A 20,820-nucleotide genomic window follows, 5' to 3' on the forward strand; every position below is an offset into this window, starting at 1 on the left:
TCGGCGCCAATCAGCAAGGTTCAAAGTCATCCGTCCATAATAAAGCAACCTGCAGATTGATTTGAAGATTGATATGCCTGACTGTGCGTGGGAGGAGGCGCGCGATGTGTGCTCCTCGATCCGCCCTGAAATCGATCGGCATGTTCGATACCCATCAATATTTGCGTTTAGAGGCATCAAGAGAGGTTCCAATGCCCTACGAGTTAGAAAATCGCCTGGTGATCGGCGTCGCTTCCAGCGCTGTGTTTGATTTGTTGGCATCGGACGCAGTGTTTCAGAGTCAGGGGGAGGAGGAATACCGCAAGTTTCAGCAAAAAAATCTTCACGTCCCGCTTCCTAAGGGGATAGCGTTCCCCTTCATCAAGCGCTTACTGTCAGTGAATGACCTTAGCGTCGATCCTACGGATCCGCTCGTCGAGGTAATACTTCTTTCGCGCAATGATCCCGACACTGGGCTGCGTGTACTGAAGACTATCGAGCACTACGAGCTTGGGATGACAAGGGCGATTTTCATGCAGGGAAAATCTCCTTATGAATACATACCAGCACTGAATATCGCTTTATTTTTGTCGGGTGACAAAAAAGACGTGGAAGCGGCTATCAGGGCCGGGTACCCGGCTGGCCAGGTGCTCGATTCAAAATTTGAAGACGACGAGACTGATAAAACCCTACGCATCGCATTCGACTTTGACGGCGTACTCGCCGGCGATGAGTCCGAAACAATCATGCAGGCCTCTGGATTGTCTGAGTTCCATGCGCACGAAGTGAAGAACGTCATGCAGCCCCATAACCCCGGGCCGCTGAAGGAATTCATGGTGCGGATATCCAAAATCCAGTCGGTCGAGGAGAAGCACAAAAAGCTCAATCCTAAATACGAAAACCGCATACGCGTCTCGATCGTCACAGCCCGCAATGCTCCGTCTCATGAGCGTGCGATGAATACACTCAAGAGTTGGGGGGTCATGGCCAATGACGCATTCTTCTTAGGTGGTATCGAGAAAGGAAAAATTTTAGGTGTATTGAAACCACACATCTTCTTCGATGACCAATCAGGGCACCTTAAATCGACTAGCGCAGTTGCTCCATCCGTGCACATTCCTTTCGGCATCACCAACCATGTCTCTACTGTGGATGCGATAGAGCCTGAAGCGGATCAGGTCCAGCAGGTGGTGTAAAACGGTGGCTTGAGCGCGTAGTACCACAGGAATTCGTATCGGTCCTGTGCTGCGAAAAACCGATAACACGGCCTATACCTGGCACCGAAGCCCTTGCAATCGTCAGTCCGTCAGCAACCCAAACGTATCGCCTTGCCTGCCGAATTTCCGCGCACGCTGATTCATCACGAACCTGAAAACACTCAATGCCAATGCGGCTGCGCCCTCAAGCGCATCGGCGAGGATGTCAGCGAGAAACTCGACTACACGCCTGGCGTGTTCAGCGTTGAACGGCACGTTCGGGGTAAGTGGGTTTGCGATGAGTGCGAAACACTGACCCAGGCACCGGTGCCAGCCCAGGTCATCGACAAAGGTATCCCAACGGCAGGCTTGTTGGCCCAGGGGATAGTCGCGAAATACGCCGATCACTACATCGCGGCCTCATGTGAAGTTGAACGCGAAGTCTGTGATTTAGAACCGGACGTCCGACGACGAATACGTCAGGAAAAAGCAGCGCCGCTGATGGATGCGTTTCATACCTGGATGACCGCCCAGCGCGAGCAATCGCAAATACGGTTTCTGACATAGTACCAAGGGGCTACAGGGTGGCTTCAGTACTGGTGTATCACACTGCCTGATAGAGGAGAGCAGTGCCTCGACGATTATGTTGTTCTCCACTCCAGCGCTTGGAGCCTCCTCCGGGAACGCTTGGTACCTGTCCTACTTGTGATAAAGATGGATAGTAGTGCGTAAAGCGGTTGAGCATATGCGAAGCGTCAATGGGTTGATATAAAGTTAATTAATAGTCGGGAGGAATGATGTTTGAGTTCGGGAAGTTGAAGGTTAAGTTAAAAGCCATGAGTTGGTCGGGGCGTTTTTATAGTTTTTCTGTCGCTGTTACAGTGCTTGGGATGTTCTTGTCAGCGCTAATGGGTATTGCAATATTAAATAGTGCTATCTTGATTGCTTCTCTAGGGTTTGTTGTTGGCTTCATGTTTGTATGTTTACGCATCTATCGCTGGTTTATCTCTGTATGGGACAAGCCGTTTGGTAAAACCCCTATTATCCTGCTGCACTTGTTGGTGTTGCTGATATCGACAGCCATTTCAAGATGGGTTGTGGCTGAAGCCTTGGGGCTGCCACCGCAGTCATTTGACATTACGGTTGGATTTCTAGTACTTGTCTTTTATATTCCTGCATGGCTGCTCTTGGGAGCCTTCGTGTTTACCCTGCTGGGGTTCCTACTTTTAATCGGCGTCGGGCTAGGAGCATTACTTTTAATCCCTCTGTCTGTTATCGCAAACCTGTTGAATATTTTCAATCTGCTGCCGTACCTGCGCAAAGCATGGAGCAAAGTTGCGCCAGCCAGGCTCAGCTTTATCGATGCACAGGGGCATTCGGTAGGCGCACTGTTGAGCGGAGTCATTCTGATTAATTTATATGGAGCGCTCGTTTCTGATGCTCGGCCGTGGATTTACTCCTCGGTCAGATTGATAGCTGTCCTCAGTGATTTTCAGCCTGCCGTTAACTATCCCGGCGTGCAAGCGGGTGAACGTGCCCATCCGTTAGATAACGGTTTTGTTGCCATAGCCAAGGAATTGGCTGATAAGAGTATTGAAATCGAAGTGAAAAAACAGATTGAAGACTTTGAGCATCCGCAAAGTCACCCTGTCATCACTCCCATCCCTTCGATGAAACAGCTGACCGATCCACTTATCCAACGCATGGATGACTATTTAACTACGTTGCCCAGGCACGGACGGCCCGGCTGACTGTTAGACGGCATTAAAGCCGGTGCGGATCTTGTCTGCCGGCACTATCGACGGGCCGGCGTAACACGTCGCGACGGCGTCGATCGGCTGCGGGGTAGACAAGCTGATATTCAAAATATGGCTCTGGTAATTGCAAATGCCGAGTGGGGTTGAAATATCCACGACTTTTGGCCTGCCAGGATGCTGTGCATTGAGTTTGGAAAAGATTCTGCTGGAAACCTTGGAAGATCTTGAGACGGTTGGAGCGTGGACGGAGGCCACTCTTTGGCTTGGGCTGGAGTGATTTCATGAGCGGATTCTTGGGTATAGGGCTGGGGGCATCCTTTTCAAACCATCCAAAGCATGCCCTCAGATATGCCCCCAATGTAGCGATGCACCGTAAGTGAATGGAGTTCCATGGTTTGTGGAAAGGCAGAAATGATGAGATGAAAACCCTGCCAGAAGACGCTTAGAGACTCTCAGGGTCCCCAAAGAACATCTGAATCCGCGACCGCAACCAACGCTCCCCCGGATCATTATCCTGCGACCCACGCCACGCCATGTGCAGCTCAAACGTGCGCGTCGGCAACGGTGGATCCTCCGCCCGCACGCCGCCCGCAGCCGTCAACGCGTCAGCGGTGTAATCCGGCACGGTCGCGACGATATCGGTGCCTGCGAGCAACGTACTCAAGCCATTGAACTGCGGCACGGCCAGCACCACGTGGCGCTTGCGCCCGAGTTTTTCCAGCTCTTCATCGATGAAGCCACTGAGGTCGCCGGCGAACGACACCAGCGCATGCGGACGCGCACAATAGTCATCCAGGCTGAGCGGGCCGGGTACAGTGTCGGCGCGCAGCAGTTTCGGTTGGCTGCGACGCAGCACCTTGCGTTTGGCGTTGGCCGGCAGGTCGGTGGTGTAGCTGACGCCGATGGAGATTTCCCCCGAAGCCAGCAGGCCCGGCATCAATATGTAGTTGACGCGGCGCACCACCAGGACGATGCCCGGTGCCTCGGCGCGCAGGCGTTTGAGCAGCATCGGCAGCAGGGCGAATTCGACGTCGTCGGACAGGCCGATGCGGAACACCGAAGTGCTGGTGGCCGGGTCGAACTCCGCCGCACGGCTGACCGCCGTGGAAATGGAGTCGAGGGCAGGCGAGAGCAGGGCGAAGATTTCCACCGCTCGGGCGGACGGTTCCATGCTGCGTCCGGTGCGCACGAACAGGGGGTCATCGAACAGGCCGCGCAGGCGCGAGAGCGCCGCACTGATCGCCGGTTGGCCGAGAAACAGTTTCTCGGCGGCGCGGGTCACGCTGCGTTCGTGCATCAATGTTTCGAACACGATCAGCAGGTTCAGGTCGACACGACGCAGGTCATTACGATTCATCTGGAGTCCTGGCAGAGTCATCAAGCTTGACGAGAGCGGCCATATGAGAACAATGGCCGGCATGAATATTACGGGGAAAGGCTGGTACTCTGCACCGGTAAATTCAGCTTTAGCCAGCCGTTTACCGCGATTTTTTCATGGATTTTGCCGATGCCGCCCATACTGCGGAATCAATGACAGGCATGTCGACTATTAATAGCCACTGATAGTCTTGGGTCAAAAGCCCAGATAGAGTTCAGGGCATTAGAGGTTACTTTGACGAGGTTTGCGATGTCCCGCACGATCCGTTTTCACAAGTTTGGTCCGGCCGAGGTGCTCAAATGCGAAGAGCATGCGGCCGCTCAGCCAGGTCCTGGCGAAGTGCAGGTGCGTGTCGAAGCGATCGGCATCAGCTGGTACGACATTCTCTGGCGTCAGAATCTGGCCTCGTCGCAGGCACGTCTGCCTTCCGGCCTCGGCCATGAAATGGCTGGTGTGGTGACCGCCGTCGGCGAAGGCGTCGACGATCTGTCGGTTGGCGACAAAGTCGCCAGTTTTCCGGCCCAGAGCCCGAACGACTATCCGGTGTATGGCGAGCAAATCGTTCTGCCACGTACCGCGTTGACCCGTTATCCAGATGTGCTCAGCCCGATCGAAGCCAGCGTGCATTACACACCGTTGTTGATCGCTTATTTTGCCTACGCCGATCTGGCACGGGTCAAACCCGGGCAGTTTGCCCTGGTCACGGATGCCAGCCATTGCGCTGGTCCGTCCTTTGTCCAGTTGGGCAAGGCCATGGGCGTGCGGGTGATTGCGGCGACGAAAACCGCCGATGAGCGTGAATACCTGCTGTCCCTGGGGGCGGAGAAAGTCATCGTCACCGAGGAAGAAGATCTGTTGATGCGCATCAACAAGATCACTGACAACCGTGGCGTCGACGTGGTGTTCGACGGTCTTGGCGGCCCACAGATGTCATTGCTCGGCGATGTGCTCGCACCGCGTGGCAGCCTGGTCCTGTACGGACTTCAGGGGGGCAACCAGACACCGTTCCCGGCCTGCGCGGCGTTCCAGAAGAATATCCAGTTCTTTGTGCATTGCATCGGCAATTTCACTGGCAAGCCCGAGCTGGGCATTACTCAAGACCACGTCGCGCTGCAACGTGCACTGCGTGACATCAACCAGCTGACTGCCGACCGCGTGTTGCTGCCACTCAAGACGCGCGTCTTTGCGTTCAGCGAGTTCGTTGAAGCACATCGCTACATGGACGAATGCCCGTGCCGCGAACGGGTCGCCCTTCAGGTCGAACCCGCGTAACTCCCTCCCATCAGAGTCCGTGGCCCCACGGACTCTTGTGTTGTACTCCCTGCGAATCACGAGACATGCCAGACCCGGCGCCTGGCCCGTGTGCATCTGAACCGGTTTTTGCCCGCTATCTGTATCTTCTAATCGCCCTATAAGCCCTGATAATTGAATGATTACTTTCATCTCAAGGAATGAGCCATGTCTGTGCATTCTATTTTTTTAGCGCTGTTTAAAGAAACCTTCAATGAACGGAACAACTATTTCTGTTTAAGAGTTGTAGGGGGTTTCCTATTCTCGTTCTGCTTTTCTTGTACTCAATATTCGTGGGACGTTGTAAGAAGTTTCCTCAGATATTTTTCAACAAGAAAAAAACCAATGAATACAATGTGTTGTGTTGTATTTTGTGGTGGGATTGGCGGCTTCGTCGCATCATGTGTTTCAAATAACTTCAAAAACATAAGTGTTAGTATTTGAGCGTCTATTACTTATTGATGAATTTATTGCGCCTGCCTCACCGCTGGAGCGCGATATGAATTTTTTACGCCGGGTAAAGTACTGATGAGCACGATCCATGATCAGGCAATGAACTATGTCTACCAGCAAGTGTTGCAGCGATTGCTGAGTTTCTTTTCCAGAGCCGAGCGCACGGCGCTGCAGTTGCTGATTCAGCGGCTGGTGGTCGCCGCCGGGGGAATGGAGCGCATCGGTGACTACAAGGTAATGGTGACACCGTCCGGCACCCGTGACAGTTGCTATACGCTGGCGTTGCTGCGAGCCGCGCAGCTGAGTATTGCCGGTCGCGCACCTGCTACCTTCCAGTTGCGTGTCGCCACATTGCGCTGGAGCGGGACGGGGTCGGCGGCGCTGGACAACCTGCATCGCAGCTTCGGCGCCCTGTTTCTTTACGATGACCCCAGGGTCGAGTTGCTGATGGTGGATCATCGTCAAGTATTGCCGTTCAATCATCTGGCACCCCTCGACAAGGACAGCGCAGATGCCAATCGCACCAACCTTCTGATGATGGGGCATCGAAGGATCGGGGACGAGAAGCTCGCGTTGTCGGCTGACGCCTGTCTGGCCTGGGCCGAGTTTTGCGGCCAGATTGCACGCTGGGGCAATGGGGTCGATGCCTGGGTGGCCAGCGAGTCGCCGCGTCGCCAGCAACAATTCATCGACGACCTTGATCGGGCCGTGCAGAAAGCTGGTTTGGGCGCGCTGCCGGCCAATGCCGGGACCTTTGACGAGTTGTTTGCTTTGCTCGATGAGTTGGGAGGGGATTTGTATCGCGGTTTCTATGCCGAATGCGAATGGCTGTGCTGGCGCCCGGAAGGCGGGTTCGAAGCGTGCCGTCGCACGACGTTTGTCGACATCCACGACATGGCTGTGGGCAAGCTGGAAGAGCGCTGGCCGCTGCTCAGCGAGTTTCTTGGGTTTCAGGCAGAGGAATGGGCATTCCATCAGGGTGAAGGTGAATACGCCGACCCTTTGGTCGAGGCCCATTTACGTGGCCTTGAGGCTGAGTTCATTGACGGTCGCAGCTATGACACCGGGTTCTCGGAACATGTTCAGCGCGTGCTGGCGAACATGCAGCAAAAACGCGTGCCGGACCCGGTTTGCGAACAAATGATTGCAAGGCTGGGGGATCAACAGAGGCTCGAAGTACTGCGCGAAACGGCGGCCAGTTGCCTGCAGAAGACTTACGGTCTCAATGAAGCGCAATGGGTCTGTCTGTTGTTCACGCCGTTCATTGAGCGGGGCGCTGGTCTGGAGCGTTTTCTGCGCAGCTGTCATCCTGGCATGCTGGTGGCGATGCCCGAATTGCATCGGGCCATGCAGGGGCTGCACGGCCCGGAACAAGTGCTGCAATGGATGATGGATGTCAGTGGGTTGCCGGTCAGGCTGATAAGCCGTCTCTATGCCATGGAGCCCTTGCCAATGCGTCGGACTGCCCTGCATGTATTGGAAACTGCACTCGACACGGCGGGTCTCGATGGCCTCGATGCCGGCGCGGGTGACCGGTCAGCGGAACGCTGAGGTGAGTGATCCATCCTTCGGTGCATCTGTATCCATGGTCGCCGGTTCATGAAGGCTGTAAAGGAACCGGGGTTTGCTTACCAGGCGGTCTATCGCTACTTGATGCGATTGATTGCAGAACCGGCCGGTGATGGCAATGTAAGGCTGCCGTCGTTGCGCCAGCTGGCAGATCGTCTGAACGTATCGATCTCGACCATTCAATACGCTTATTCGTTGCTGGAGAAGGAAGGGCGGATCTATTCAGTCGCCAAGTCCGGGTACTACGTCCGGGCGGTTGTGGCGCTGGCGCCTCCAGCCGTTGGCAATGATCTGCTCGAAACGGTCTACGTCAATGCGCGGCGCCCGGGCATGCGATTATTGAGCGCCGAAGATCCGGTTTCGGTGCAATCGCTGGACAGCCCTTTGTTGTTGCTGGAGCGGGAATTGTTGCGTCAGTACCCCCGCCAGCCAGCGTTGCTCGACCAACCCTGCGGTGAACTGGAATTGCGCGCTGTACTGGCGGCGCGCTACACCACCTCGCCAAGTCAATGCTGGCACGCCGAAGATGTCTACATCGGTGCGGACTTGCGTGGGGTGCTGGAAATCCTGGTTGCCGTTCTACAGCTCAAGCATGCAACCGTTCTGGTCGAGTCGCCCTGCGACTGGGTGATATTGCGGATGCTGCAGGCTGCAGAGGTGCGCGTGATCGAACTGCCGTTGCAGGCCTGTGGCGGGCTGGAGCCGCAATGGCTGGAAACACAGCTCAACATCGGGAATGTGCGGCTGGTGCTCCTGTCTTCGGGCCTGTGCATGCCGCGCGGTACGCAGGTTCCGGCAGATAACCGCAACGCCATCGCCAGACTGCTTCACGAGCATGGCACTTGGGTTCTGGAAAACGATTGTTACGGCGAACTTGGCGAAACAACGGATGGCGAGCGCTTGCGTGATCGGCTCGACCCCGACCGGCTGTTGGTTTTCTCCACATTCGAGAAAATCATTGGCATTGAAGCGCCTTACGGTTTCGTCTTGTCGCGACAATGGAAGAACGAGATGCTGCGGCATTTTCTGATGCGATCATTCCGACTGTCGCCCATCCGCCAGAAGGCCATTGCCCGACTGTATCGAAACGGTCGGATCGACCAGCATCTGCATGTGCTTCGTCGGCTTCTCAAGGAGCGGCGAACGCCAATGATCCACTTGCTGCGCGAGCGTTTGGGCGATGCGTTGCAGGTTGTCGAACCGCAAGGCGGGGCGACTGTCTGGGTGCGTTCAGTGCGTCCGGTGGACATGCGCGATGTGTTTCAGCGCATGCTCAGGCAGCAGGTCCTGATTGCGCCGGGTGAACTGTTCAGCCTGCAGGGATTACACGGCCATCATCTGCGTTTGAGCCTGCTGGAGCAGGGTGAACACGGCCTGGTCGGGATAATCGGAATGTTGGGTGATGCGTTGCGGCTGGCACCTCTGGAATGAACGTTGAAAACTGTCGGATAGATCCCGTCGCGCTGTGGTCAAACTGCCAGTAAACTGCGCTGTATTTCCTGAACCACTCTATTTCAGAGGTTTTGCATGACTATCAGTCCTTTTGCGGGCAAACCGGCACCGGCAGAATTGTTGGTCGACATCCCGCGACTGGTAACGGCTTATTACACTGGCCAACCGGATGCTTCGATTTCCACCCAGCGCGTGGCGTTTGGTACGTCCGGGCACCGCGGCAGCTCCTTCGACTTGAGTTTCAATGAATGGCACGTACTGGCGATCAGCCAGGCGATCTGCCTGTACCGCGAAGCACAGGGCATCACTGGCCCGCTGTTCGTCGGCATCGATACCCATGCGCTGTCGACTCCGGCCGGAGCAAGTGCGCTGGAAGTGCTGGCGGCCAATGGCGTGACCGTGATGATCGCCGAAGGTGACGAGTACACGCCGACGCCGGCGATCTCGCATGCCATCCTCTGCTACAACCGTGGCCGCACTTCGGGACTGGCCGATGGCATCGTCATCACGCCGTCGCACAACCCGCCGCAAAGCGGTGGCTACAAATACAACCCTACCAACGGCGGTCCGGCCGATACCCACATCACCAAGTGGATCGAAGCCAAGGCCAACGAACTGCTGCTCAACAAACTGGCGGGCGTCAAACGCATCAGCTATGAGCAGGCGCTCAAGGCCAACACCACACACCGTCATGACTACCTCAACACCTACGTTGCCGACCTGATCAACGTGATCGACTTCGATGCCATTCGTGACGCCAAACTGCGTCTGGGTGTCGATCCGCTCGGCGGAGCAGGGGTGCGCTACTGGTCGGCCATTGCCGAGCACTATCGTCTGGACCTGGACGTGGTGAATAAGCAAGTCGATTCGACGTTCCGTTTCATGACGGTCGACTGGGACGGTCAGATTCGCATGGACCCATCGTCCAGCCACGCGATGCAGGGTTTGATCGGCCTCAAGGAACGTTACGACGTGGCTTTCGCTTGCGATCCGGACCATGACCGTCACGGTATCGTGACGCCTTCGGGCGGTCTGCTGGCGCCGAACAACTACCTGGCGGTGTCGATCGACTATCTGTTCCAGAATCGTGCGCAATGGCGCGCTGATGCTGCCGTGGGTAAAACCGTGGTCAGCAGCGGCCTGATTGATCGTGTGGCCAAGCGCCTGGGTCGTCGTCTGTACGAAGTGCCAGTGGGCTTCAAATGGTTTGCCGATGGTCTGTTCGACGGATCGCTGGGTTTTGGTGGCGAGGAGAGTGCTGGTGCCTCGTTCCTGCGCAAGGACGGTGGCGTGTGGAGCACCGACAAGGACGGCTTGATTCCAGCCCTGCTGGCGGCTGAAATGACCGCCCGTACCGGCCGCGACCCAAGCCAAGCTTATCGCGCACTGACCGATGAGCTGGGCGAACCGTTCTCGGTACGCGTCGATGCCAAGGCCAACCCTGAGCAGAAGGCCCTGCTGAGCAAGCTGTCGCCGGCGCAAGTGACATCGACCGAACTGGCGGGCGAGAAGATTCAGAGCATTCTCAGCCATGCCCCGGGCAACGATCAGGCCATTGGCGGCTTGAAAGTGATGACCGAAAACGGCTGGTTCGCTGCGCGTCCTTCGGGCACCGAAGACATCTACAAGATCTACGCCGAAAGCTTCATTGGCGACGACCACCTCAAGCAACTGGTGGCTGAAGCGCAAACTCTGGTGGATGGCGCTATCTCCACCAAGTGACTTTCAGGTAAGTGAGGGGGCTTTCTGTGGTGAGGGGATTCATCCCCGATGGACTGTGTAGCAGTCCGTTCAACGGTAAATAATGGCCGCTTCGCGGCCAATCGGGGATGAATTCCCTCACTACAAGATTACAAAAAAAGGGGGCGACCACTATGGTCGCCCATTTTTTGCCAGCAATTCAAGCCATCAAGCCAGATCCACCAGCACGATTTCGCTGTCTTCGAGTGCGGTCACACTCAGTACCGCCTCATGCTCCACCGCAACACCGTCTCGAGCTTGTGCACGCAAGCCATTGACTTCAATCACCCCGGTGGCAGGCACCAGGTACGCACGTCGCCCTGCATCCAGACGATACTCCGCCGTTTCCTCAGCCCTGATATTCGCCGCCACCAACCGCGCATCGGCGCGAATGCGCAGGCTCTGGTCATCGCCGTCCTTGCCGCTGGCCAGGGTCACGAAACCTTCGCGCTGACCTTTGGGGAATGGTTTTGCACCCCAGGATGGCGGCGCGCCGGTTTCAGTCGGCAGAATCCAGATCTGAAAGATCCGGGTTTCCTGTGCTTCCAGGTTGTACTCGCTGTGCGCGATACCCGTACCAGCGCTCATGACCTGCACATCGCCAGCCTCGGTGCGGCCCTTGTTGCCCAGATTGTCCTGATGGGTAATCGCGCCCTCACGCACGTAAGTGATGATTTCCATGTCTCGGTGCGGGTGCTGCGGGAACCCGGTGCCTGCAGCAATCACGTCATCGTTCCAGACCCGCAGATTGCCCCAGTTCATGCGCTGCGGATCGTAGTACTCGGCGAACGAAAAGTGGTGATGGGCATCCAGCCAGCCGTGATGAGCGCCGCCCAGCGTGTTGAAAGGTCTGAGTTCAAGCATGATCGTCTCCTCAAAAGGCTCGTCATGGGGCGCAACGCCTGAGCCACGAAGCGAGACCGTCGGTTAATGACGGGCATCATCCGTCAGTCAACAATCGGAAAAAAGCGTAAAAAGTGCGGCATTCTCATCGAATCAGTTGATGGTAAGCAGGCTCGAAACGCTCCCGTCCGACTTTCAGTTCATCGCCTAAACCAATGACCTGTAAGCATTTCGCTAGAACTCATGGGCAAATACGGCCACCATAGCCGCAACAGCCTCACACACTGGAGCCCCTCAGCGTGGCGCAACACACTCCCGATCTTCCTCCCGAACTCCGTCCTCTGGCCGAGATGCCATGGTTCAAGCGCCTGGCTGCGCGTTTTTTCGGCCATGGCCTGACACGCTTGCGCGCGCAGCACCGTGCCTCTTGGCTACACGGCCAGGCCGATGGCTTTCGCAGCGGTCACACTGCAGGTGTGGAGTACGGTTTCAAAGAAGGGAAGCTTGAGGGACTGGAGGAAGGCCGACAGGTTCTGTTGATCCGTGACAGCCGCAGCACCGAGCATCGTCCGCCGAATGTCGACAATCATCTGTTCGACGACTGGCGACTGCCGCTCAGTGCCGAGCTGAAGAAACGCATGAAGGCCGATGTGGCGCGCCTGCTGCCCGAGCACGCTCAGCCAAGTGCGGCGCAATGGAAAATGATCTTCAGTGATACACCTTCAACGTCGGTGATTGCCGGTGCCGGTGCCGGCAAGTCGACGACGCTGGTGCTGCGTATTCTATTGCTCACGCACTACCTGGGGTTTGAACTCGACTCGATGACCGTGGTGACCTTCACCCGCGAGTCACGCAAGGACTTCATCAACAAGCTGATCGAGTTGTTCGCGCTCTGGGGTCAGGCATTGAGCCTCAAACAGGCACGAGAACTGGTGCGCACCTTTCACTCGCGCATTCTGCCCATGGTTCGCAGCCTGCCGGGATTCGAGCGCTTGCAGGCGTTCGAGAATCTCGGCGACCGGCCACAAGGCGCTGACGAAGAGGTCGACAGCAGTCCGTTCGATCTGCGGATCAACGACGCCCAGCGCCGGCAACTCAACGCCTGTTACCACCGTTTGTTTACCGAAGACGAACGTTTCCGTCAGTTGATTCAGCCGTTGGCCAAGGCCGGTTTGCAGCTCAAGGAGCTGGAGCGCGATCACCCGGACGTGCAAAAGCGTATGGCAGTGACCGAGTTGGCGGCTAAGCGCGATGAAGAACTGTGTGATGCCATCGAAGATCTTTGGTTTCGCGCCGGCGCATGGCCGATCAAGGGCATTGAGCCCAGCCGGCAGACCTTCGAGATCAACGGTTCGACCTTCCATTGCCATGGTTACATCCCCAGCCTTGATGCCTGGGTGGTGCTCGGTTTCGATCCCCGGGAAAACCCGCAGGTTTGCCGGCCAAACGCCAGGCTCAGCGTGCGCGCCGAGTGGGCTGTAAAGCGCACATTGTTTCAAGCTTTCTGTCGTAAGCCATTGATTTGGATTGATAGTTACGAGTCATCGAAGCGAGTTCTGGCGACGCTGGCGGCGGATGCGAGCGCCGGTCCAGGCTTCGATTACAAGGTCAAAGGTGAGCTCACATCGGCACCGCTGCTGGACTGTTTTGTCGCGGCGGCCGGCTTCATCGAAAACCTCGGGCTGGATGTGCCGGACGCGGTCGGCCGTATGAGTTTTGCCAAGGACGACCCGGACCGATTCTTCTTCGAGGCGTTGAGCCTGTTCTGGCGCGCATTGGAAGATCATCTGCTCGATCAGAAACCACCGGTGATGACCTACAACCGAATGTTCGCGCTGTTCAGCGAGCATTCACCGGAGAACCTCAAGTTGTTGGGCGATGAGCTGCTACGGCCGATGTCGCACTTGATGATCGATGAGTTTCAAGACGTATCACCGCAGATTGTCTCGTGGATCCGCGCCAGTCTCGTGGAAATCCGCAGCCGTGGCCCGGCCATGCATGTCGGGCGGGGTGCCCAGCGTTCATCGCTGCTGTGTGTGGGCGACGACTGGCAGTCGATCTACGGCTGGCGCGGCAGTTCGCCGAGTTACTTCATGGAATTCAACAAGGAATTCCCGTCGCCGAGCACCACGCGGGTGATGCTCAGCGACAACTACCGCAGTCATCAGCACATCATCGATGCTGCCGAGCACATCGTCCGTGCCGCGCCGGCAATTGCGGGCAAGAAGGCCAAGGCCAGCGGCGCACCCAAGCCGGTGCAGCCGGTCAATGTGCTGGAGCGCGATGATCAAGCCATGGGGCAGCGCTTGGCCGAACATTACAATCGTGGTGATTCAATCTTGATGCTTTATCGAAAAAGCAGTGATAAATCATTGATAGAACAGCATATTCAGCCTATACTTAATGTTGATTCTAGCTTGCCGTACGAAGCGCGACGCTTGAAACAGCTGACTTACCACAGCGCCAAGGGCCTGCAGGCGGACGCGGTTTTCCTGCTTGGCGATTGCCAGCATCTGACCAGTTCACCTTACAAGAATCAGGTGTATCGCATGGCCGGCCTGGGCAAGGCTGGCGACAGCGAGCCTTATGACACGGCGCAAAAAGACGAGATCCTGCGGCTGGCGTACGTCGGCATTACACGTGCCGTCAGCCATTGTTACTGGTACGTCGAACCGCAGGACACCCAGGCCGTGAACATGCCGAGGGCGTCCGACCGGGTTGCCCAAGGCAAGGCGTTCTTTGCCGATCACCGCACCAAGGTGACAACCGCGTAACAGTCAGGCACAAAAAAGCCCGCCATCATTGGCGGGCATTTTTTAAACAAAACAAAAGCTCAGGCATAACTCTTGAGAGATTCTGGAGGAATGAAAGCCTCCAGTTCGTCTTCCACGGCCTCGATAATTCGTTCGACATCGGCCGCGTTCATCACCGTGGCACAAGGAATGCCGGCAATGGCGATCACGGTTTCACCGCTGGCACGATCGAACAGGCGGGCAATCATGCTGCCCGGTGCGTCCATCGTCGCCTCGAAACCCATGGGATGAAAGTGCCAGCGCATCAGTTGGCACGCGTTGGGGAACGTGACTTTACTGGAACCTTTATTCATGTGTTGCCCGCCTTCTTCATCGAGCGCTTCCTTTTGCTCATGTTAGGTGGGAAGAGCCTTCAATGGCTCAACCGGTCAGTGACGTTAAAAGTAGCATCTGGATGTGAATTTTCCGTGAGATTTTTCAGTTCATTTTGCGATTGCTGCGCATTTTTTGATGTAAGTCACGTCAGGATCAATCATCGCCAAGAGGCCATCAGGGTTTAGCCGTTGATCGCTGTGCCGAACTTGGGCAAGCTCGATTCTTTTGCAGCGAGCCCTTTATGCAAGCCGACGATGACGGCCCGGAACAGACTCCGGCCACGGCCGCCACGGTCATGCGCTATCACCTGAGCTGGAAACACCGCGATCTGGACAGCGTCATGGCGCTGTATCACCCGGACGTCCAGTACAACGATTTTTTCCAGAACCGCGTCCTCGGCCTCGACGAATTGCGCGAGTACGTGCGCGTGAGCATGCCGCGAGAATCCGACGAAGCGCTCGAGCATTGCGACCGGATTCGCGTGGATGGCAACACCGCGTTCATTCAATACGAAGTGACTTTGCGCGGTGGCGACGGGCTGGTGTCGTTCCGATCCAGCGAAGCGATCACGGTCAAGGACGGCTTGATCTGGCGGGTGAATGAATACGCCTCGCTGGTGCGTGCGCAATCCCAAAGCGCCGCCGCGCCCAGTCAGCGACCGGCTGTCAGTCGTCTGGGCTTGTCGCCGCGCCAGTTGAGCTTCATGGCCCAAGACCTGCAGCAATACTTCGAACGGCAGCAGCCGTACCTCGATCCGGAGCTGGACCTGCAGCGGGTGGCAAAGGAGTGCGGGTACAGCCGCAATCAGATTTCCTACCTGCTCAACCAGGTGCTGGGGCAGAGCTTCTACCGTTACGTCAACCAGGCGCGCCTGCAACATTTACTTAACTCGCTGGACCACGCCACGCCACCGCTGCGCATCGACGAACTGGCGTTTGCCGCTGGCTTCAACTCGTTGTCGGCGTTCTACAGCTGTTTCCGCCAGCACACCGGCCAGTCACCGAAGGCCTACGCCAAACAAATTTCTTTGCGGGCACGCGCGCAAGACAGTGATTGAAGTCACGCACTAGGATCGACGCCATCGAAGGTTTTCAGTGGCGGAGTCTTGCATGCCGGCGTGGCGCACTATCAGTTTGTGGATGGATCAACTCGACGAGCCGCTGATTGCGCGGCCGGCGCTGGAGCAGGATCTGGATGTCGACGTGGCGATCATCGGCGCCGGTTATACCGGGCTGTGGACCGCGTACTACCTGAAAAAAAACGCACCGGGTCTGGATATCGCCATCGTCGAGGCGCAAACCGCCGGTTTCGGTGCGTCCGGGCGCAATGGCGGCTGGCTGATGGGCAACCTGCTGGGCGAGGATCGGCTGCTCGCCGGCCTGTCGCCACAACAGCGCCGCACTTCGTTTGATCTGCTGCACAGCATCCCCGATGAAGTGGAAGTCGTCCTCGAACGTGAAGGCATCCACTGCGATTACCGCAAAGGCGGGGTGTTGTATTGCGCTGCCCGCTACCCGGAGCAGGAAGCCAGCCTGCGCGAATACCTCGACAAATTGCACGCCCAAGGCCTGACCGACGACGATTACCGCTGGCTGAGCCCCGAGCAATTGGCGCAACAGATTCGCGTCGCCAAGCCTTATGGCGGCATCTATGCGCCGCACGTGGCAACCATTCACCCGGCGAAGCTGGTGCGCGGTCTGGCGCGTACCGTGCAAAACATGGGCGTGAAAATCTACGAAAACAGCCCGGTCACGCACTGGCAGTCCGGCAGCTTGCGCACGGCCAAGGCCAGCGTGCGCAGTCGCTGGATCGTGCCGGCCGTCGAAGGGTATTCGGTCACATTGCCGCCGCTGGGTCGCTATCAGTTGCCGGTGCAAAGCCTGATTGTTGCCACCGAGCCATTGTCGGCCGCCACCTGGGATGAAATCGGCCTCAATCGCGGCCAGGCGTTCAGCGAGTTCAGTCGTCAGGTCACCTACGGTCAGCGCAGTGCTGACAACCGGTTGATCTTCGGCGCTCGCGGCGGTTATCAGTTCGCCGGCAAGTTGCGCCACAACTTCGATCTGACCCGCGATGAAGTCGAGCTGCGCCGCTATCTGTTCGGTGAACTGTTCCCACAGTTGAAAAACGTACAGATCACCCACGCCTGGGGCGGCAACCTCGGCATGTCCCGACACTTCAAGCCGCACATGCTCTGCGATCGCGCCAACGGTATTGCATTGTCCGGTGGTTATGGCGGGGAGGGTGTAGGTGCCAGCAACCTGGGCGGTCGCACACTGGCCGATCTGATTCTGGAGCGTGATACCGAGCTGGTGCACCAGCCGTGGGTACTGCCGGACGGCGGGATTCATGCGCTGCGCGCCTGGGAGCCGGAGCCGTGCCGTTGGCTTGGCTACAACGCGATCATCAAAAGCTTCGTCCACGAAGACCAGACCCTGGCCAATCCGGCCACCGCACCGTGGCGGCGCAAGCTTGCCAGTCAGGTGGCGGGCTTCATGGAAGGTTTCATGCACTAACCGCCGTTTTCCTCAAAAGACAGGTCCCACCATGAGCATTACGCAGTTCAAACACACCGCCACCCTGCCACTGGACGAATCCAGCCCGGTCGCCGTGCCACTTGGCGAGCCGATCGCCATTGCCTCGACCACCAGCGTCGAGCGCGACGACGGCGTCGAAACCGGCGTCTGGGAATGCACCCCGGGGCGCTGGCGCCGGCAGATCACCGCGCAGGAGTTCTGCCACTTCATCTCCGGCCGTTGCACATTCACCCCGGACAATGGCGGCGAAACCCTGCACATACAAGGTGGCGACGCATTGATGTTGCCGGCCAACACGCTCGGCATCTGGGATATCCAGGAGACCGTGCGCAAGACCTACGTGCTGATTTTCTGATTGTTTGATCCTTTGATTGCCTGCCAACAAAAATAGCCACTACAGGAATCACCTCATGATCCAGAAAACCCTCGCCCTGGCGCCGCTGCTGCTGGCCGCCTCGATCAGCCATGCCGCCGAAACGGTCAAGGTTTACAACTGGTCCGACTACATCGCGCCGGACACCACGAAAAACTTCGAAAAAGACACCGGCATCGGCGTCACCTATGACGTCTACGACAGCAACGAAACCCTCGACGGCAAGTTGATGACCGGCAAATCCGGTTATGACGTGGTGTTCCCGTCCAACCACTTCATGGCCCGGCAAATCCAGGGCGGGGCGCTGAAAAAGCTCGACAAGGGCCAGTTGCCGAACTGGAAGAACCTCAACCCGGTGTTGCTCAAGGCCTTGCAGGTCAACGACCCGAACAACGAACACGGCTTCCCGTACCTGTGGGGCAGCACCGGGATCGGCTACAACATCGCCAAGGTCAAAGCGGTGCTGGGCGACAACGCGCCGGTGGACTCCTGGGACCTGATCTTCAAACCCGAGTACATGGAAAAACTGCAGAAATGCGGCGTAGCGATCCTCGACAATGGCCCGGAATTGCTGCCGGCGGCGCTCAACTATCTGGGCTTGCCGCCGCACAGCAAGAATCCCGAGGACTACAAGAAGGCTGAAGCGCTGCTGATGAAAGTGCGGCCCTACGTCAGTTACTTCCATTCCTCGAAGTACACCAGCGACCTGGCCAATGGCGATATCTGCGTGGCGGTCGGTTTTTCCGGCGACATCCTGCAGGCGGAAAATCGCGCCAAGGAAGCGAAGAACGGCATCGACATCGGTTACGCGATTCCCAAAGAAGGCGCGGCAATCTGGTTCGACATGGTCGCCATGCCAGCCGATGCGCCGGACGAGAAGGCCGGTTACGCGTTCATGAACAACCTGCTGCGCCCGGACGTGATGGCCGGCATCAGCAATTACGTGCACTACGCCAACGGCAACCAACAAGCTGACGGTCTGATCGACCCGGCGATCAAGGGCGACACCAAGGTCTATCCGAGCCCGGAGATGATGGGCAAGCTGTTTGCGCTGGAGGCGATGCCACTGAACATTGACCGGATTCGTACGCGGGTGTGGAACAAGATCCGCACCGGTAGCTGAAATTTCCAACACACACAAAACCTGTGGGAGCGAGCCTGCTCGCGAAGCGTTTAGTCATTCAACAGATTGTTGTCTGGGCGGACGTCTTCGCGAACAGGCTCGCTCCCACATGAGTCATGCAGTCGTCCGAAATTACTTTAATTGATTGATATCAATACACTGGCATTGCACTAATAGAGTGCAGGAAAGTGAGACGCGTCTAACAAAAAACAACTTACCGATATTTAATATTTAAATAGAAAATCGTCAGACAGTTGCACCTGGCGTGACCCGCTAAAACATTCTTCCGATCCCACAGGCTTTGTTTACGGCAGTTTGCCGGAACAGTTCAATTTGATCTAAAAAAAACGCTAGACGACAGATTTCAAATTGTGTCAGGTTTCTGATGCCTTCATTGGGCGAGTGATAGGACGATCTCGCCAGGGATTGTCGCTATCTGACAAAAACTGTTCCATTGCTAAACAAGGAAGTGTGTTTATGTCGAAAGTTAAAGCTAACGCTATTGATACCGCCGCCGAGACATTTGTGCCTGTAGGCGCAGTGCAGTCTCTGGCTGCAACCAGTTCCGCCTGGAACCAGATCAATAGCTTCAGTCATCAGTACGACCGTGGCGGCAACCTCACGGTCAATGGCAAACCCTCCTTCTCGGTGGATCAAGCCGCCACACAACTGCTGCGAGACGGTGCCTCCTGGCACGACCTCGACAACAGCGGCAAGATCGAACTGACCTACACCTTTCTGACCGCCAAAACCGCTAACTTCAGCGGCCTGGGTGTCACCGGTTTCAGTCAGTTCAGTGCCCTGCAAAAAGCCCAGTCCGTGCTCGCCATGCAATCCTGGGCGGATGTCGCCAACGTTACGTTCACCGAAGCTGCCCGTGGCGGCGATGGTCACATGACGTTCGGTAACTATAGCGGCGGCCAGGAAGGCGCAGCGGCGTTTGCGTTCCTGCCAGGCACCGAGCCAGGCTATGACGGTCAGTCCTGGTACCTGACCGGCAGTGGCTATGACGTCAATAAAACCCCGGGGCTGAGCAATTACGGGCGTCAAACCCTGACGCACGAAATCGGTCACACCCTGGGCCTGTCTCACCCTGGCGACTACAACGCCGGCGAAGGCAACCCGACCTACAAGGATGCTTCCTACGGGCAAGACACCCGTGGTTACAGCCTCATGAGTTACTGGAGCGAAAGCAACACCGCCCAGAACTTCAGCAAAGGCGGCGTGGAAGCCTATTCCTCCGGCCCGCTGATGGATGATATTGCGGCGATCCAGAAACTCTACGGCGCCAACATGAACACCCGTACCGGTGACACCACCTACGGCTTCAACTCCAACGCCGGTCGCGATTTCCTCAGCGCCTCGTCGTCGAGCGACAAGCTGGTGTTTTCGGTGTGGGATGCGGGCGGCAAGGATACCTTCGACTTCTCGGGTTTCACCCAGAACCAGAAGATCAACCTCAATGAGGCCTCGTTCTCCGACGTCGGCGGCATGATCGGCAACGTTTCCATTGCCAAGGGCGTCACCATCGAGAACGCCATCGGTGGTTCGGGTAACGACCTGCTGATCGGCAACAGTGCGTCCAACGAGCTGAAAGGCGGTGCCGGCAACGACATCATCTACGGCGCCGGTGGTGCGGACAAACTGTGGGGCGGCTCGGGTTCGGACACGTTTGTGTTCGCAGCCAGTTCCGACTCCAAGCCGGGTGCGATCGATCAGATCCTCGATTTCGTCAGCGGTCTGGACAAAATCGATCTGAGCGCCATCACCAACGGCGCAGGCCTGCACTTCGTCAACAGCTTCACCGGTGCAGCCGGCGACGCGATCCTGACGTCGTCGGGCGGCAACAGCCTGTTGTCGGTGGACTTCTCCGGGCACGGCGTGGCGGACTTCCAGGTCAGCACCGTTGGCCAGGCAGCGACCAGCGACATCGTGGCGTGATGTGAAACGGGAAAGCGGCGCGTGATGCGCCGTTTTCTTTACTTGCATCCATTCGACCACT

General features: G+C 57.1%; 16 protein-coding genes and 1 pseudogene. 13 read left to right on the plus strand and 4 right to left on the minus strand.

The window, feature by feature from the left end; all coding sequences use genetic code 11:
- Positions 1–191: 191 nt before the first annotated feature.
- From QMK55_RS26800 to QMK55_RS26810, 3 genes and pseudogenes are all read left to right on the plus strand, one after another.
- Entirely contained in the window at positions 192–1,175 is a 984-nt protein-coding gene (locus QMK55_RS26800; protein ID WP_320330226.1) for a 5'-nucleotidase, read from the plus strand.
- 105 nt (positions 1,176–1,280) lie between these two features.
- A pseudogene (locus QMK55_RS26805) lies at positions 1,281–1,583 on the plus strand (IS66 family transposase zinc-finger binding domain-containing protein); the annotation flags it as partial.
- 389 nt (positions 1,584–1,972) lie between these two features.
- Positions 1,973–2,926: a hypothetical protein gene (locus tag QMK55_RS26810; protein WP_320328157.1), complete on the plus strand. Its 954-nt coding sequence runs from the start codon at positions 1,973–1,975 to the stop codon at positions 2,924–2,926.
- Positions 2,927–2,929: 3 nt separating this feature from the next.
- Here the strand turns inward: QMK55_RS26810 and QMK55_RS26815 are convergent, their stop codons facing one another.
- Complete coding sequence (locus QMK55_RS26815; protein WP_156422789.1) at positions 2,930–3,088, minus strand: hypothetical protein; 159 nt, start codon at positions 3,086–3,088, stop codon at positions 2,930–2,932.
- A 286-nt stretch (positions 3,089–3,374) separates the two neighbouring features.
- The gene (locus QMK55_RS26820; RefSeq protein WP_320328158.1) at positions 3,375–4,289 is read right to left on the minus strand and encodes a LysR family transcriptional regulator; all 915 of its coding nucleotides are present in this window, start codon (positions 4,287–4,289) and stop codon (positions 3,375–3,377) included.
- A gap of 270 nt (positions 4,290–4,559) precedes the next feature.
- Between QMK55_RS26820 and QMK55_RS26825 the strand changes: the two genes are divergently transcribed.
- From QMK55_RS26825 to pgm, 4 genes are all read left to right on the plus strand, one after another.
- Entirely contained in the window at positions 4,560–5,582 is a 1,023-nt protein-coding gene (locus QMK55_RS26825; protein WP_102356169.1) for a zinc-dependent alcohol dehydrogenase family protein, read from the plus strand.
- Positions 5,583–6,128: 546 nt separating this feature from the next.
- Positions 6,129–7,604, plus strand: coding sequence for a hypothetical protein (locus QMK55_RS26830; protein ID WP_320328159.1), 1,476 nt, complete (start codon positions 6,129–6,131; stop codon positions 7,602–7,604).
- Positions 7,605–7,652: 48 nt separating this feature from the next.
- A complete protein-coding gene (locus QMK55_RS26835) occupies positions 7,653–9,053 on the plus strand; it encodes a PLP-dependent aminotransferase family protein (protein WP_102356171.1) in 1,401 nt (466 codons plus the stop codon).
- 96 nt (positions 9,054–9,149) lie between these two features.
- Positions 9,150–10,796: a phosphoglucomutase (alpha-D-glucose-1,6-bisphosphate-dependent) gene (pgm, locus tag QMK55_RS26840; protein WP_320328160.1), complete on the plus strand. Its 1,647-nt coding sequence runs from the start codon at positions 9,150–9,152 to the stop codon at positions 10,794–10,796.
- A 186-nt stretch (positions 10,797–10,982) separates the two neighbouring features.
- On the opposite strand, the gene QMK55_RS26845 is transcribed toward pgm, so the two are convergent.
- The gene (locus QMK55_RS26845; RefSeq protein WP_320328161.1) at positions 10,983–11,678 is read right to left on the minus strand and encodes a pirin family protein; all 696 of its coding nucleotides are present in this window, start codon (positions 11,676–11,678) and stop codon (positions 10,983–10,985) included.
- Between the two features lie 278 nt (positions 11,679–11,956).
- Here QMK55_RS26845 and QMK55_RS26850 point away from each other — a divergent pair, with 278 nt between their 5' ends.
- A complete protein-coding gene (locus QMK55_RS26850) occupies positions 11,957–14,431 on the plus strand; it encodes a UvrD-helicase domain-containing protein (RefSeq protein ID WP_320328162.1) in 2,475 nt (824 codons plus the stop codon).
- Positions 14,432–14,490: 59 nt separating this feature from the next.
- Here QMK55_RS26850 and QMK55_RS26855 read toward each other — a convergent pair whose 3' ends face one another.
- The gene (locus tag QMK55_RS26855; RefSeq protein ID WP_102356175.1) at positions 14,491–14,763 is read right to left on the minus strand and encodes a DUF1652 domain-containing protein; all 273 of its coding nucleotides are present in this window, start codon (positions 14,761–14,763) and stop codon (positions 14,491–14,493) included.
- Positions 14,764–15,026: 263 nt separating this feature from the next.
- Between QMK55_RS26855 and QMK55_RS26860 the strand changes: the two genes are divergently transcribed.
- The 5 genes from QMK55_RS26860 to QMK55_RS26880 all read left to right on the plus strand — a co-directional run bounded on the left by QMK55_RS26860 (position 15,027) and on the right by QMK55_RS26880 (position 20,759).
- Positions 15,027–15,842, plus strand: coding sequence for a helix-turn-helix domain-containing protein (locus QMK55_RS26860; RefSeq protein WP_102356176.1), 816 nt, complete (start codon positions 15,027–15,029; stop codon positions 15,840–15,842).
- A 52-nt stretch (positions 15,843–15,894) separates the two neighbouring features.
- On the plus strand, positions 15,895–17,301 hold the full coding sequence (locus QMK55_RS26865; protein ID WP_320328163.1) for an FAD-dependent oxidoreductase: 1,407 nt from the start codon (positions 15,895–15,897) through the stop codon (positions 17,299–17,301).
- Positions 17,302–17,332: 31 nt separating this feature from the next.
- On the plus strand, positions 17,333–17,677 hold the full coding sequence (locus QMK55_RS26870) for a cupin domain-containing protein (RefSeq protein WP_102356178.1): 345 nt from the start codon (positions 17,333–17,335) through the stop codon (positions 17,675–17,677).
- 55 nt (positions 17,678–17,732) lie between these two features.
- Positions 17,733–18,818, plus strand: a complete 1,086-nt coding sequence (locus QMK55_RS26875) for a polyamine ABC transporter substrate-binding protein (RefSeq protein WP_320328164.1) — start codon at positions 17,733–17,735, stop codon at positions 18,816–18,818.
- 477 nt (positions 18,819–19,295) lie between these two features.
- Positions 19,296–20,759, plus strand: coding sequence for a serralysin family metalloprotease (locus tag QMK55_RS26880; RefSeq protein WP_320328165.1), 1,464 nt, complete (start codon positions 19,296–19,298; stop codon positions 20,757–20,759).
- Positions 20,760–20,820 lie beyond the last annotated feature (61 nt).

The sequence above is a fragment of the Pseudomonas sp. P8_229 genome (assembly GCF_034008635.1).
GTDB lineage: Bacteria > Pseudomonadota > Gammaproteobacteria > Pseudomonadales > Pseudomonadaceae > Aquipseudomonas.